Source organism: Nioella aestuarii (assembly GCF_050896395.1).
GTDB classification, from domain to species: Bacteria; Pseudomonadota; Alphaproteobacteria; order Rhodobacterales; family Rhodobacteraceae; genus Nioella; species Nioella aestuarii.
The window spans coordinates 1-14,313 of the sequence record NZ_JBPBBA010000060.1 but is presented as its reverse complement, the minus strand read 5'-3'; the positions used below and the strand labels follow the sequence as shown (position 1 = coordinate 14,313).

The 14,313-nt window shown below is 65.0% G+C and carries 18 protein-coding genes and 1 riboswitch; of the genes, 17 read left to right on the top strand and 1 reads right to left on the bottom strand.

Annotated features, from left to right (window positions below):
* The 5 genes from ACROHD_RS20005 to cobJ all read left to right on the top strand — a co-directional run.
* Positions 1–216, top strand: a 216-nt coding sequence (locus ACROHD_RS20005; protein WP_432680216.1) for a hypothetical protein, incomplete at its 5' end; no start/stop codon positions are given.
* Complete coding sequence (cobG, locus tag ACROHD_RS20000) at positions 213–1,355, top strand: precorrin-3B synthase (protein ID WP_432680215.1); 1,143 nt, start codon at positions 213–215, stop codon at positions 1,353–1,355. The genes ACROHD_RS20005 and cobG, both read left to right, overlap by 4 nt.
* Positions 1,356–1,985, top strand: coding sequence for a precorrin-8X methylmutase (locus ACROHD_RS19995; protein ID WP_432680214.1), 630 nt, complete (start codon positions 1,356–1,358; stop codon positions 1,983–1,985).
* Between the two features lie 5 nt (positions 1,986–1,990).
* Positions 1,991–2,707 (top strand): precorrin-2 C(20)-methyltransferase, encoded by a 717-nt coding sequence (locus ACROHD_RS19990; protein WP_432680213.1) that lies wholly within the window; start codon positions 1,991–1,993, stop codon positions 2,705–2,707.
* Positions 2,704–3,441 carry a precorrin-3B C(17)-methyltransferase gene (gene cobJ / locus ACROHD_RS19985; protein WP_432680212.1) on the top strand — a complete coding sequence of 246 codons (738 nt, stop codon included), beginning with the start codon at positions 2,704–2,706 and terminating at the stop codon, positions 3,439–3,441. The genes ACROHD_RS19990 and cobJ overlap by 4 nt, the downstream gene beginning before the upstream one ends.
* On the opposite strand, the gene ACROHD_RS19980 is transcribed toward cobJ, so the two are convergent.
* Positions 3,417–4,166 carry a cobalt-precorrin-6A reductase gene (locus tag ACROHD_RS19980; RefSeq protein WP_432680211.1) on the bottom strand — a complete coding sequence of 250 codons (750 nt, stop codon included), beginning with the start codon at positions 4,164–4,166 and terminating at the stop codon, positions 3,417–3,419. The two genes, cobJ and ACROHD_RS19980, sit on opposite strands and share 25 nt — an antisense overlap.
* On the opposite strand from ACROHD_RS19980, the gene cbiE reads away from it, so the two are divergent.
* The 12 genes from cbiE (at position 4,165) to ACROHD_RS19920 (ending at position 14,256) form a co-directional block, all read left to right on the top strand.
* The gene (gene cbiE / locus ACROHD_RS19975) at positions 4,165–5,352 is read left to right on the top strand and encodes a precorrin-6y C5,15-methyltransferase (decarboxylating) subunit CbiE (RefSeq protein ID WP_432680210.1); all 1,188 of its coding nucleotides are present in this window, start codon (positions 4,165–4,167) and stop codon (positions 5,350–5,352) included. The two genes, ACROHD_RS19980 and cbiE, sit on opposite strands and share 2 nt — an antisense overlap.
* Entirely contained in the window at positions 5,334–5,717 is a 384-nt protein-coding gene (locus ACROHD_RS19970; RefSeq protein WP_432680209.1) for a cobalamin biosynthesis protein, read from the top strand. Before cbiE ends, ACROHD_RS19970 begins: the two co-directional genes overlap by 19 nt.
* On the top strand, positions 5,714–6,499 hold the full coding sequence (gene cobM, locus ACROHD_RS19965) for a precorrin-4 C(11)-methyltransferase (protein WP_432680208.1): 786 nt from the start codon (positions 5,714–5,716) through the stop codon (positions 6,497–6,499). The genes ACROHD_RS19970 and cobM overlap by 4 nt, the downstream gene beginning before the upstream one ends.
* Positions 6,499–7,806 carry a cobyrinic acid a,c-diamide synthase CobB gene (locus tag ACROHD_RS19960; RefSeq protein ID WP_432680207.1) on the top strand — a complete coding sequence of 436 codons (1,308 nt, stop codon included), beginning with the start codon at positions 6,499–6,501 and terminating at the stop codon, positions 7,804–7,806. The genes cobM and ACROHD_RS19960 overlap by 1 nt, the downstream gene beginning before the upstream one ends.
* Position 7,807: 1 nt before the next feature.
* Positions 7,808–8,533: a uroporphyrinogen-III C-methyltransferase gene (gene cobA / locus ACROHD_RS19955; RefSeq protein WP_432680206.1), complete on the top strand. Its 726-nt coding sequence runs from the start codon at positions 7,808–7,810 to the stop codon at positions 8,531–8,533.
* A complete protein-coding gene (locus ACROHD_RS19950; RefSeq protein ID WP_432680205.1) occupies positions 8,526–8,849 on the top strand; it encodes a DUF1636 family protein in 324 nt (107 codons plus the stop codon). The genes cobA and ACROHD_RS19950 overlap by 8 nt, the downstream gene beginning before the upstream one ends.
* Before the next feature lie 80 nt (positions 8,850–8,929).
* Positions 8,930–9,156, top strand: a riboswitch (cobalamin riboswitch).
* Between the two features lie 36 nt (positions 9,157–9,192).
* The gene (locus ACROHD_RS19945; RefSeq protein ID WP_071690660.1) at positions 9,193–9,363 is read left to right on the top strand and encodes a CbtB domain-containing protein; all 171 of its coding nucleotides are present in this window, start codon (positions 9,193–9,195) and stop codon (positions 9,361–9,363) included.
* 21 nt (positions 9,364–9,384) lie between these two features.
* Positions 9,385–10,098, top strand: a complete 714-nt coding sequence (locus ACROHD_RS19940) for a CbtA family protein (RefSeq protein ID WP_432680204.1) — start codon at positions 9,385–9,387, stop codon at positions 10,096–10,098.
* Between the two features lie 59 nt (positions 10,099–10,157).
* Positions 10,158–10,919, top strand: coding sequence for a precorrin-6A synthase (deacetylating) (gene cobF / locus ACROHD_RS19935; RefSeq protein WP_432680203.1), 762 nt, complete (start codon positions 10,158–10,160; stop codon positions 10,917–10,919).
* 202 nt (positions 10,920–11,121) lie between these two features.
* Complete coding sequence (gene cuyA / locus ACROHD_RS19930; RefSeq protein WP_432680202.1) at positions 11,122–12,114, top strand: D-cysteate sulfo-lyase; 993 nt, start codon at positions 11,122–11,124, stop codon at positions 12,112–12,114.
* Complete coding sequence (cuyB, locus tag ACROHD_RS19925) at positions 12,092–12,793, top strand: cysteate racemase (protein ID WP_432680201.1); 702 nt, start codon at positions 12,092–12,094, stop codon at positions 12,791–12,793. The genes cuyA and cuyB overlap by 23 nt, the downstream gene beginning before the upstream one ends.
* A 95-nt stretch (positions 12,794–12,888) precedes the next feature.
* Entirely contained in the window at positions 12,889–14,256 is a 1,368-nt protein-coding gene (locus ACROHD_RS19920) for an MmgE/PrpD family protein (protein ID WP_432680200.1), read from the top strand.
* Positions 14,257–14,313: the final 57 nt, after the last annotated feature.

Here is a 14,313-nt window from a genome sequence, read left to right as displayed (position 1 = left end):
GCCGCTTTCGCGCATCTCGCCGCCGCCGTGCCGCCGCATCTGTTTGACCTCTACCATGACGCCACACTTGGCCGGGAAGACCTTGTGGACTTCATGGAGCAGGAAAACCCCGCCGCGCTCGCCGCGATGCGCGCGCGGTTCCAGGCGCTGCATGATGCGGGGCTCTGGGTCACGCGCCGCAATTCCATCGCCGCCACTCTGGAGGCCGCACAGTGAGCGGCCCTTTGGTTCATGGCTGGTGCCCTGGTGCTTTGCGCCCGATGATGTCGGGTGACGGGCTGGTGGTGCGTGTCCGCGCGCCGCTTGGGGCGCTGTCGCAGGAACAGATCCAGTGCGTGGCCGACCTGTCGCATCGCTACGGAAATGGCCTGATTGATCTGTCAGCCCGTGCCAACCTGCAAATTCGGGGAATTCGCGAAGCCGATCATGCAGCTCTGATTTGGGGGCTGCAAGAATTCGGACTGGTCGATCAGAGCGTCGAGGTGGAAAGCCGCCGCAACCTGATGATCCAGCCCTTCTGGAAAGAGCGCGACATCACGCAGCGCATGGCAATCGCAGTGACGATGGCGCTGGCCGCCCCTGATGCACCTAACCTGCCCGGCAAGTTCGGCTTCGCCATCGACACCGGTTCCGCACCGATCCTGCGGGGCAGTTCCGCCGATATCCGGCTTGAACGGCTTGGCGGCGATATCTTGGTGCGCGCCGACGAAAGCGCGCGGGGCGTGATTGTGAAGCCTGACATGGCGGCGCAGGCGGCTATCGATCTCGCGCATTGGTTCCTTGCCAGCGGCGGTGCCCCCGAGGGACGCGGGCGCATGGCGCGGCATCTGGCATCGGGCGCGGTCCTGCCGGACTGGCTGGCAAGTGACGAGATGGCAGGCGTCGAGGCCCCAGCCCCTGGCCCAGGCCTTCATCCCAAAGGCCGCCTCATCGCATTGGAATTTGGGCAGATCGCGGCGAAAACACTTTTGCGGCTCGCGGCGATTGGACCGCTGAGGCTAACCCCATGGCGGATGCTGCTGATGGAGGGCGTGACCGAGGCCCCAGACCTTCCGGGCCTGATCCATGATGCGACCGACCCGCGCCTGAGAATTGACGTCTGCACCGGCGCGCCCGGCTGTCCGCAAGGGCTTTCGCCCACACGCGACCTGGCCCGCGCCCTTGCCCCGCACCTGCCCGCTGGTCAGAGCCTGCATATCTCTGGCTGTGCCAAGGGATGCGCCCATCCCGGCCCTGCGGCCCTGACCCTGACCGCGACGGCCCCCGAACGCTTCGACCTGATCCGTGACGGCCGCGCAGATGCCACGCCCGAGGCCACCGGCCTTGCCCCCAACCAGATCAAGAAGGCCCTCTGAATGCCCCACACCTACGAGACCAACGGCGCTGCCATCTACGAGGAAAGCTTCCGCACCATCCGGGCTGAGGCCGATCTGGACCGCTTCGACCGCGACGAGGAACCGGTTGTCGTGCGCATGATTCATGCCGCCGGTCTGGTGGGGCTGGAAAAGGACGTGCGCTTTTCCCCCGGCATGGCCACGATCGCGCGACAGGCCCTGAAGGACGGCGCGCCAATCCTGTGTGACGCCTACATGGTCAGCGAGGGCATCACCCGGCCCCGCCTGCCCGCGAATAACGAGGTGATCTGCACGCTCCGCGATCCGCGCGTGCCCGACATGGCGAAAGAGATGGCCAACACGCGATCTGCCGCCGCGCTGGAACTGTGGCGCCCGCATTTGCAGGGCGCGCTTGTGGCCATCGGCAACGCCCCCACGGCGCTCTTTCACCTTCTGAACATGCTGGAAGACCCCGCCTGCCCGCGCCCGGCCGCGATCATCGGCTGTCCCGTGGGCTTTGTCGGTGCACGCGAGTCCAAAGATGCGTTGATGCAGGACCTGCCGGTCCCATCGATGATCGTGCAGGGCCGCCTTGGCGGCTCGGCCATTACCGTGGCGGCGGTCAACGCGCTCGCCAGTTTCAAGGAGTAAGCGACATGGGCAAGGTCATCTGCACCGGGCTCGGCCCTGGCGACCCCGATCTCATGAGCGTCCGCTCCGACCGGTTGATACGGGGGGCCAAGCACCTCGCCTATTTCCGCAAGGCGGGCCGCAAGGGGCAGGCGCGCCAGATCGTCGAGGGAATGCTGCGCGAGGATGTGACCGAACACGCGATGGAATATCCGGTGACGACCGAGATTTCCTTCAAGGACCCGGAATACAAGCGTATTCTTGCGGAATTCTACGACGACTGGACCGACCGGCTGGAAGCGCTGGCCGCAACCGATGACGTGATCGTTCTCTGCGAGGGCGACCCGTTCTTCTACGGCTCCTTCATGCACCTGCATTCGCGCCTGCAAGGCCGGGTCGAGGTGGAAATCGTGCCCGGCATCACCGGCATGTCCGGCTGCTGGACCGCGACCGACATGCCGATCACCTGGGGCGATGACGTTTTGACCGTGGCGATGGCGACCTTGCCCGAGGACGAACTTGTGCGGCGGCTAAAGGACACCGACGCCGCCGTGGTCATGAAGATCGGTCGCAACTTGCCGAAACTGAAACGCGCGCTGGACGCCGCCGGGCGGCTTGACGATGCCTGGCTGGTGGAACGCGGCACCATGCCGAAACAGACGGTGCAGAAGCTGACCGACTTCGCGGGTGAGACGCCCTATTTCGCAATCTGCCTGCTGCACGGACAGGGCCGTCGGCCATGAGCGGTTGGGTCGTCGTCGCAGGACTCGGGCCGGGGCGAGACAGCCTTGTCGTGCCCGAGGTGGCCGAAGTTCTGGCCGAGGCGACGGATGTGGTGGGCTACATCCCCTATGTGCGCCGGGTGGCGCCGCGTCCGGGGCTAACGCTGCACGAATCTGACAACAGGGTGGAGCTTGAGCGCGCCACCCACGCGCTGGAAATGGCGGCGGAAGGCAAGCGCGTGGTCGTGGTCTCCTCCGGCGATCCGGGCGTCTTTGCCATGGCAAGCGCCGTGTTCGAGGCCTTAGAGGCCGGTCCGAAGGAGTGGTTCACCCTCGACATCCGCGTGTTGCCCGGCATCACCGCTATGCTCGCCGCCGCCGCCCGGATCGGCGCGCCTTTGGGGCATGATTTCGCGGCGATCAATCTGTCTAATAACCTCAAACCGTGGGAGCTGATCGAAAAGCGCCTGCGCGCGGCGGGAGAGGCGGGGTTTGCGATGGCCTTCTACAACCCGCGCTCCAAGTCCCGGCCTCACCAGTTCGCGCGCGCTTTGGAGATCCTGCGTGAGGCCTGCGGGGAAGAGACGCTCATTTCCTTCGCCCGCGCGGTCAGCACGCCCGAGGAAGCGATCAACACCGTAACACTGGCCGAGGCCACGCCAGAGATGGCCGACATGCGCACGATGGTCATCGTTGGCAATCGCGATACGCGGCGCGTCGGGCCTTATGTCTACACCCCGAGGTCGGCGCTGTGATCCAGCCACGCCATAACAGCCTCCGGCCGGTCCAGAACCCGGCGCGGCGGCACATGCGGCCGGTCGATCAGGATCACCGGCAGGCCAAGCGCGCGTGCGGCATCCAGCTTGGCCCGCGCCCCGCTGCCGCCGCTGTTCTTGGCGACGATGTGGGTGATGGCGTGGTGTTCCAGAAGTTGGCGATCGCTGGCCATGTCGAACGGGCCACGGGCGATCACGGCCTCTGCATTCGGCAGGGGCAACGGATCGGTTGGCGGATCGACGAGACGCAGAAGGTAGAAGTTCGCGGGCTTCGCGGCGAAATCAGCCAGGTTCTGCTTGCCGATCGCCAGAAACACACGCGCGCCGTCGGATGGCAGGGCTGCAACCGCGCCGCTCATATCCGCGACATGGGTCCAGCGGTCGCCCTCGCCCTGCGGCCAGCCGGGCCGTTCAAGCCCCGCCAGGGCCACCCCGGACTCAGTACAGGCCGCCACGGCATGTGTGCTCATCTGCGCGGCGAAGGGATGGGTGGCATCGACCACATGAGTGATCCGCTCGGCCCGCAGGTAGTCCACGAGACCCACCACCCCACCAAAGCCCCCGACCCGCGTGGGCAGGGGCTGCGCCATCGGCTTGTCGGTCCGGCCTGCGTAGGAGAAGATGCCATCCACCCCCGCCTCGGCCAGCAGGCGGGCAAGCATGGTGGCCTCGGTCGTGCCGCCAAGCAGGAGGATACGAGTCATGTCTGAGCCCTGGTTGTCCCTGATCGGTCTGGGCGAAGATGGCCTGAACGGTCTGCCCCCCGCAAGCCGCGATGCACTGGATGCCGCGGAAATCGTCTTCGGCGGCCCAAGGCATCTGGAATTGGCCGGGGTGGGGGATCGTGGCCGCCCGTGGCCTGTGCCCTTTTCGGTAGACCCTGTGATGACTCTGCGCGGTCATCGCGTTGCGGTTCTGGCCTCGGGCGATCCCTTCTGGCACGGCGCGGGCGGATCGCTGTCACGCCACCTTGCGCCCGACGAATGGCGCGCCTTCCCGGCACCGTCCTGCTTCTCTCTCGCCGCCGCGCGGCTTGGCTGGAAGCTGGAGGATACGATTTGCCTTGGCCTGCACGCCGCGCCGTTTGAACGGCTGACCCCGGTGCTGCACGAGGGCGCGCGCATCCTGTGCACCCTGCGCGACGGGGATGCAGTGGCAGAGCTTGCCCAGTGGTTGACCGCAAAGGGCTATGGCGCGTCCCGGCTGATGATCTGCGAGGCGCTTGGCGGCCCGCGCGAGTGCTTGCACAGCGTCACCGCCAGGGATGGCGACCTTGTCAATGTCGCGTCCCCCGCCCTCGCCGCAATCGAAGCAAAGGGCGCGCCCGGTCTGTCCCGCGCTTCCGGTCTGGCCGATGACCTGTTTCAAAGCGACGGCCAAATCACCAAACGCCCGGTCCGGGCCCTGACCATTTCCGCCCTCGCGCCGTGTCCTGGCCAGCATCTGTGGGATCTGGGCGCAGGGTCCGGCTCTATCTCGGTCGAATTCTGCCTTGCCGCACCTGGCGCCACCGCGACAGCACTGGAAACCCGCGCCGATCGGGCCGAGAATATCCGCGCCAATGCCCGCAATTTCGGGCTCGATCACCGCATCGCCATCGTGGAAGGCCGCGCGCCCGAGGCGCTTGCCGACCTGCCCGATCCCGACACGGTTTTTGTCGGTGGCGGCGCGACCGAGGATATGCTGACATCGCTTTGGGAGCGGATGCCCAAAGGAACGCGATTGGTCATGAATGCCGTGACGCTGGAAACCGAGGCGCTGCTGATCCGCTGGAGCGAGGCCTATGGCGGCCACCTCCTGCGCGCTGAGCTGGCGGAGGCCGCACCGCTTGGCTCCATGCGCGGCTGGAACCGGGCGCGGCCGGTGCTGCAATGGACGGTGACGCGATGATCTGGGCTGGCATCGGATTGCGCGAGGGAGCGGGCTCAGCGGCCTTCAGCGATGCGCTGGCCCGTGCCGGTCGCCGCCCCGACGCGTTGGCTTGCCTGTCGATAAAGGCATCCCCCGCGCTGACCGCATGGGCGAAAGCAGAAAACCTGCCGCTTACTCACCTGACCGAACAGGACATCGCGGGCGAGCCCACGCTTACCTGTTCCCCCCGCATCAAGGCGCGCTTCGCCACCGGCAGCGTGGCCGAGGCTCTGGCTCTGGCTTCCGCCCGCAAAGGCGGCTACAGGGCGCGTCTGATCGCCCCGCGCGTGGCCAGCGCCTGTGGTATGGCCACCATCGCGCTGGCAGAAAGGACTGACACATGACCGTTCACTTTATCGGTGCAGGCCCTGGCGCTGCCGACCTGATTACCCTGCGCGGACGCGACCTGATCGCCGCGTGCCCGGTCTGCCTTTATGCCGGGTCGCTGGTGCCGGAGGAGTTGCTCTCCCACTGTCCTGAAGGCGCGCGGATCGTGAACACCGCGCCTCTGTCGCTCGACGAGATCGTGGATGAGATTAAGGCCGCCCATGCGGCAGGCCATGACGTGGCGCGGCTCCATTCCGGTGATTTGTCGGTCTGGTCGGCCATGGGCGAACAGCTGCGCCGCCTTCGTGCGGAAGGCATCCCCTATGACGTGACGCCGGGCGTGCCCTCTTTCGCTGCCGCTGCCGCCGCTTTGGGCGCGGAACTGACCCTGCCCGGCGTCGCACAATCGCTGGTGCTGACCCGCACCTCGGGTCGCGCCAGCGCCATGCCCGAGGGCGAGACGCTGGAGAACTTCGCCGCCACCGGCGCGACGCTGGCCATTCACCTGTCGGTGCATGTGCTGGAGGACGTGGTGGCTCGGCTATCGCCCGCCTATGGCCCCGATTGCCCGGTCGCGGTGATCTGGCGCGCGACCTGGCCCGACCAACGGATCGTCAAGGCAACGCTCGCCACGGTTGAAGAGGCCACGGGCGGCGAACGCGGGCGCACGGCACTGATCCTGGTCGGCCCTGCACTTGGCGCAGAGGATTTCGACGAGAGCTGCCTTTATGCAGGCGATTACGACCGCCGCTTCCGCCCCGTGGGCACCGACCCGCGCTTCCCGGAAACGGTGGACTGATGCCGCGCGGTCTGATCATATCCGCCCCCGCCTCGGGCACCGGCAAGACCACGCTGACGCTTGGCCTGCTGGCGGCACTGCGCGCGCGCGGGCTGACCGTTCAGCCGTTCAAGAGCGGGCCGGACTATATCGACCCCGGATTTCATTCGGCAGCAGCCGGGCGGGCATCCGTGAACCTCGACACCTGGGCAATGGGTGCGGAGATGATCGGCGGGCTGATCGGATGTGCTGCGGACGCGGAATTGATTGTCGCGGAAGGCTCTATGGGGCTTTTCGACGGGGTGGCCATTGACGGCGAATGCGGCAACGGGGCCAGCGCGCATCTGGCAGCACTGACCGGCTGGCCCGTGGTCCTGGTGCTGGATACATCCGGTCAGGCGCAGTCGGCAGCTGCGGTGGCCAAGGGTTTCGCACTGATGCGGCCCGATGTGCGTATTGCAGGGGTTGTTCTCAATCGCGTCGCCTCGCCCCGGCATGAGGCAATGCTGCGGGCAGGCATGTCGGAAGTGGGGATCGAAGTGCTCGGCACCCTGCCCCGGCAAAAAGAGATCGAGATGCCCTCGCGCCATCTGGGCCTCGTGCAGGCAGGCGAACAGGCAGAGATGCCGCGCATTCTGGACACGGCGGCGCGGTTCGTGGCTGAGAACGTGAACCTGGACCGGATGTTGGAGATCGCGGCTGAAACGACGATGACCGGTCACACCGCTTCAATTGCGCCGCCCGGCCAGCGCATCGCCTTGGCGCGCGATGGAGCGTTTTCTTTCGTCTATCCGCATCAGCTTGATGGCTGGCGGCGGGCGGGGGCCGAAATTCTGCCCTTCTCGCCGTTGAATGACGAAGCCCCCGATGAGAGCGCCGATATTTGCTGGCTGCCCGGCGGGTATCCGGAGCTACATGCGGGGCAATTGGCAGCCGCAACGCATTTCCGCGCCGGCCTGCGATCCTTCGCAGAAACCCGTCCGGTGCACGGCGAATGCGGTGGCTACATGGCCATGGGCAGCGCACTTGTGGACAAGGAGGGCACGCATCACGAAATGGCGGGCCTCCTAGGCCTCGTGACCTCGTATGAGAAGCGCAAGATGCATCTGGGCTATCGGTTGGCGACACTTCAAGCCGCCATGCCCGGCCACGCGGCGGGTGCGCGCCTGCGGGGCCATGAGTTCCATTATTCTACCATTCTTGACCAGCCAGATGCACCGCTGGCAGAGGTGGTCGACGCGGGCGGCGCAGCAGTGCCCGAGACCGGGTCTCGCCGGGGCCACGCCACCGGCACCTTCTTCCACCTGATCGCGGAGGCCACGCGGTAACATGACCGGCTTCGTCAGTTTCGTTTCCTCTGGCCCGGGCGACCCCGAGTTGCTGACACTAAAGGCCGTGGACCGGTTGAACCGCGCCGATGCCGTGCTGTTCGACGATCTCAGCTCAGGCCCCATCCTGACCCATGCGCGGCAGGATGCAGACCTGGTCGGGGTGGGGAAACGTGCTGGTCGCCCCTCGCCCAAACAGGATCACGTAAGTCGCCTTCTGGTCGACTATGCCAAGACCGGGCAACGGATCGTGCGGCTGAAATCCGGCGATTCCGGCATATTCGGACGGCTTGAGGAAGAAATCACCGCGCTGCGTGCCGAAGGCATCCCCTACGAAATCATTCCCGGCGTCACCTCTGCTTCTGCCGCAGCTGCCGCCGCGGGCATTCCGCTGACGCGCCGACTGACGGCGCGCCGGGTGCAGTTCGTGACCGGCCATGACGTGACCGGGGCGCTGCCCGAAGGGCTGGACCTTGCGGCCCTTGCGGATCCCGGGGCGACCACCGTGGTTTATATGGGCAAGCGCACCTTTGCGGCGCTGGTGGAACAGCTAGTCGCCAAGGGCCTGCCCGCCGACACGCCCGCGCTGTTTGCCGAAAGCGTCTCAACCGAGGATCAGCGACTGACCCGGTCGACGGTGACAGAGCTGGCGGCCACGCTGATGACATCCGACAGCAAGCTGCCGGGCCTCATCCTTTACGGTCCGCTGGCTGATGGCGATGTCTGAGATCACGCTGACCGTCTGCACCACCTGTGTGCTTGGCGCATCGGGTTTTGCAGACCGGCTGCACGCGGCTCTGCCTGCTGAGCCCACTGCGAAGGTCAATACCGTGGACTGCATGTCAGGCTGCCCGCGCCCCTCAACCCTGTCTGTACGCGCACCGGGAAAAACCGCCTATCTCTTTGGAGATCTGACCGAGGCGGACCTGCCTCTGATCCTGGCATTCCTGCCGCTTTACGCCGACTCGGTTGACGGCAATTTCGCGGATGCCCGCGTGATCGGGGATCTGCGGCTCAAGGCCATTGCCCGCATTCCTGGCTAAGGCGTAGTTTTTCCCGCCGAGGTCGTTTTCATGCGCAAGCAGGCGTGTTTTGCGCATTGACCCGGCAAGTCCCCAAACGGCATAGTGATGATGTGGTGTCCCAATGGTGCAAAGCATCGGGGCTGAAACGGGAACGGGGAAAGGGCGGACCAAGTTGCGGCGCCCAAAGCCCCGACCGCCCCCGCGACTGTGAGCGGCGAGCGGCCTTTCGTTAACCCACTGCCGGGGCACTGTGGCGCCGGTGGGAAGGGGAAAGGCTCGGCTGTGACCCGTGAGTCAGGAGACCGGCCACGCGAAGTGAAACCAGAAATGCCGTCGGGTGTGACGGCAAGGAGAAAAGAAAATGTCGCAACTGATTGCCACCGGCTCCGCCACGCAGTCCAAGGTCCTCAGCATCCTGTTCGTCGCGCTTCTGGGCGCGGGCGTCCTGTTCCTTGCAGGTCACGCGCAATCCGCTGTGCTGCACGACGCCGCCCATGACATGCGCCATGCAACGGGCTTCCCCTGCCACTAAGGCAGCGGCACGTTACATCCCATGATGATGCGTATGCTGGCCGGCGGGCTGATCGCCGGCTTTGCAGCAGGGCTGTTTGCAGCCGTGCTGCATTTCGCGTTCGTGCAGGAGATCATCCTGCACGCTGAACTTTATGAATCCGGCGAACTTGTCCATTTCGGGGAACCGATGGCTCATGGCACAGAAGCGGGGCACGATGATCACAGCGGTCATGGCGAAGCGGCTGAAGGCTCTGCCCTTACCCGCAACCTGCTGACCGTTCTGTTCACCGGGCTCATCTATGCGGGCTACGGGCTTGTGCTTGTGGCGGGGTATCATGTGGCGGGCCTCTTTGGCCGCACGATCACGCCGCAAGAGGGTGTCCTGTGGGGCATCGCAGGCTTTGCGACGTTCCAGCTGGCCCCGGCAATGGGCCTGGCCCCGGAACTGCCCGGTGCCATCGGCGCGGATATCACCCTGCGCCAGTACTGGTGGTTGGGCACGGTCGTGGCGACCGCTGGCGGGCTGGCCCTGATCGCCTATAGCCGTGGTGTGCTGACCGTGATTGCAGGGGCCACGCTGGTTGCCCTGCCCCATGCCATAGGTGCCCCGGTTCTGGACGAGTATTTCGGCTATGCTCCACCCGAACTGGCCGCCGAGTTCTCGGCCCGGGTTCTGGGTGTCGCGCTGGCTGTCTGGGCTCTGCTCGGATGGTTAACCGCCCGCTTTGCGGCCCCGGAACCGGACGCGGCCTGATCCGCTGGACAACCCCTATGCCCTCCGCTACCCCCGGGGGGCATTTTCATGAGGCCCCCATGATCGCGCTTGACCTTATCGGCATCGGCACCGGCAACCCGCGTCATCTGACGCTTCAGGCGATTGACGCAATCAACGCGGCCGACCTGATCCTGATCCCCACGAAAGGGGCTGACAAGGATGACCTCGCGGGCCTGCGTCGCCAGATCTGCGCCGATTTGCTGACCAACCCGGCAACGAACGTGGTGGAATTCGCCCTGCCCAAGCGCGATCCATCGATTGCCGATTACCGCGCGCGCGTGGACGCCTGGCACGACGCGATAGCGGAAATCTGGGCGGAAAACATTCGCGCGCATCTGGGTCAGGGGACCCGCGTGGCCTTCCTCGTCTGGGGCGATCCGTCACTATATGATTCCACGCTTCGGATCGCGGAAAGAGTAGCCCGATTGCTGCCGCTTGAAACACGCATGATCCCCGGCATCACCTCGATCCAGGCGCTGACCGCAGCCCACGCCATTCCGCTCAACGAGATCAATGGGCCTGTTGTGGTCACCACTGGCCGTCAGATCCGCGACAACGGCTTTCCGGAAGGAACGGATACCGCCGTGGTGATGCTGGATGGTGAATTGAGCTTTCGCGGCCTAGCCTCTGAAGGGCTGCATATCTGGTGGACGGGCTATGCCGGGATGGAGAATGAGATATCCCTGTCCGGCCCCGTTGCTGACATTTCAGATGCGATTGTCACCGCACGTTCTGAAGCCCGAACCACCCATGGCTGGATCATGGACATATACCTTCTGCGCCGAAGACCCATCGTTTGAGCGGAGCGCGAGAACGGCCTTGCAAGGCCGTTGAAAGGCCTTTGCAAAGGCCTTGCCCCGCGCAAGTTAAGAGCTCTGGAAACCAACCTTAAGTTACGCGAAACCTAAGCGAAACAAACCCCTTACGCGCCTCAGATCGCTCTGGACGCCACGTCGGAGACAGCGTTAGGCTCCGCTTCGAACCCCTGTATCGGAGCCGCCCATGCATCTCGCCCGTTTCCCCCGCCTACACCTCGCGCACCTGCCCACGCCGCTGGAGCCCATGCCGCGCCTGTCCAAGGAACTGGGCTGTGAGATTTGGATCAAGCGCGACGACTGCACGGGGATGAGCACCGGCGGCAACAAAACCCGCAAGCTGGAGTTTCTGATGGCCGAGGCCGTCGAGATGGGCGCCGATATGGTGATGACCCAGGGCGCTACACAGACCAATCATGGCCGCCAGACCGCAGCCTTCGCCGCCAAGCTCGGCATGGGTTGTCACATCCTTCTGGAAGACCGCACCGGCTACAATAACGAGAACTACAACGCCAATGGCAATGTGCTGCTCGACCATCTGCACGGCGCAACGACAGAGAAATTTCCCAGCGGCACCGACATGCCCGCCGAAATGGAAAAAGCCGCCGAGGCCGAACGCGCAAAGGGCAAAACCGTCTATGTCATTCCCGGCGGCGGGTCGAACCCGACCGGCGCGCTTGGCTATGTGAACTGCGCCTTCGAATTGGTGGGCCAGGCCAATGACCGCGGGCTGGTCATCGACCGGGTGGTGCACGCGACGGGATCCTCGGGAACTCAGGCGGGGCTGGTCACGGGCATGAAGGCGATCAACGCAGGGATTCCCGTTCTTGGCATCGGCACCCGGGCACCGCAGCCAAAGCAGGAACAGATGGTCTATGACCTCGCCTGTCGCACGGCAGAGAAGCTTGGCTGCCCCGGCGTGGTCACGCGCGCGGACGTCATGGCAAATACCGACTACGTGGGCGAGGGCTACGGTCTGCCCACAGACAGCGGGCTGGAAGCGATCAAGATGTTCGCAGAGCTGGAAGGCATCCTGCTGGACCCGGTCTATTCCGGCAAAGGCGCTGCCGGGCTGATCGACCTTGCCCGCAAAGGGAAATTTAAAGATCAGCGCGTCGTCTTCTTGCACACCGGGGGAGCCGTGGGGTTGTTCGGATATGACTTTGCGTTCGGAAAATAAGATGCGCCGGATCGGTATCCTTGGGGGAATGGGGCCAGAGGCCACGATTCTGATGCAGCAACGGCTGCTTAAGGCCATTCCAGCCGAGGATGATTCCGATCACATTCCACTGCTCATTGACATGAACCCGCAGGTGCCCTCGCGCATTGCTCATCTGATCGAGGGCACCGGCGGCGATCCCGCCCCGGTCTTGGCAGAAATGGCGCGGCGGCTGGAGGCTGGCGGGGCCGAGGCCCTGGCGATGCCCTGCAACACCGCCCATTCCTATGCCGCCAGCATTACGGCGGCGGTCAAGATCCCGCTTTTGAACATGGTGACACTGTCGGCGGAACGGGTGGGCGTGGGCAAAGTTGGCATCCTCGCGTCGCCCGCTACGCGCATCACCGGGGTGTTCGACAAGGCACTGGCCAAGGTCGGCGCAACCCCGGTGTGGCTAGCGGACGACGCTCCGCTGCTGCACGCAATCCGCATCATCAAGGCGAATGGTGCTACGGTTGAGGCGCGGAACATAGTACGAGCCGCCTCTGAGGAGCTATTGGCGATGGGTGCCAGAACGCAGGTGATCGGTTGCTCCGAGATGTCGCTGATTGCAGAAGCCACCAGCGCAGATGCCGATGTGATCGACACGCTGGATGTGCTGGTCGAGGCTGTTGTCGCCTTTGCTTCCTCCAAGGGTTGAAATCGACTCTTTGGGGGCCGTTTTCGTCGGACACCGGCAACAATAGAATGCAGACCCGGCGCTAGCTTGATCCTGTGACCTGCAGGAGCGTCCCCATGTCCATCGCCATTCCCACCCCCTCTGACACCTTCACATTGCTCGCAGATGTCTCGCTGCGCAGCAGCCCCGCGCAGATCCCTGCGCCGACACAGACGCGCGCTGCGCTTTTGCTGCTCGATACGCTTGGCATCTGTGCCGCAGCGGCCCCGATGCAAGCCGGCCATATCGCCCGTGACACCACTTTGGCGCTTTATGGGACGTCTGATCCGGCCATGTCCGCGCCCATGTTGTTCGATGGCCGTACCGCCAGCCTGGCCGGGGCCGCCTTTGCCGCCGCCACCCAGATCGACAATCTCGACGGCCATGATGGGTACAACCCTGTGAAGGGCCATATCGGCGTGGCGGTTATGCCCGCCCTGTCAGCATTGGCGCACCACCTGCCCGACCTGACCGGCCCCGAAACCCTGGCAGCGCTGGTTGTCGGCTACGAAGTCGCGGGACGGGCGGGCGTCGCCCTGCATGCATCTGCCTGCGACTACCACACCTCCGGCGCCTGGAATGCGCTTGGGGTTGTGGCACTGGCTGCACGGCTTCGGGGGCTCTCAGATGCGCAGCTTCGCCACGCGCTCGGCATTGCGGAATATCACGGCCCCCGTAGCCAGATGATGCGAGAGATTGCCAACCCATCGATGCTGCATGACGGGTCGGGCATGGGCGCGCTTGTGGGGCTTTCTTCGGTCATCATGGCCGAGAAAGGCTTTACCGGTGCGCCTGCGATCACACTGGAAGCGCCCGACATGGCGCCGCACTGGGCCAGCCTTGGGCGCGAATGGATCACCGAAGAGCAATATGTGAAACCCTATCCGATCTGCCGATGGGCCCACGCACCGATCGACGGTGCCCGGCTGTTGCGTGCCCGCCACGGGATCGACCATTCAAAGATCGCGCGCATTACCATCCGCAGCTTTGCCGAAGCCGTGGCGCTCTATCCCGGAATGCCGGACCATTCGGCGCGGGCGCAATATGCGCTGGCCTTTCCGGTCGCGTGGATGCTGATCAATGGCCACATCGGACTTGACCAGATCTCTGGTGACGGCCTGTCAGATCCGCGCGTGGCCCGATTGGTTGCCCTCACTGAAACCGCTGTAGACCAGCGGCACCAAGACAGGTTTCCAGCCGGACGTTGGGCCGATGTGGAGATCACGATGCAGGATGGATCGGTTTTTGCCTCGGGGGATCTCAATGCTTCGGGTGGGCCGGAAGCGCCCTTTGATGCCGATACGATTTGCGAAAAGTTCATGACCTATGCGGCGCCGGTTCTTGGCCAATCGCGGGCAGAGGCGATCCAGGACGCGGTCTTGTCCCTGACCAGGAAGGAGAGCACGTTCTCAGCCGTCAACGACCTGATCACGCCAGCACCTTGAGGGCTGCGCGGTCCACTCGCGCCGGGGGCCGCAGGCGGGCGCGGGTGGGTGGGCGGG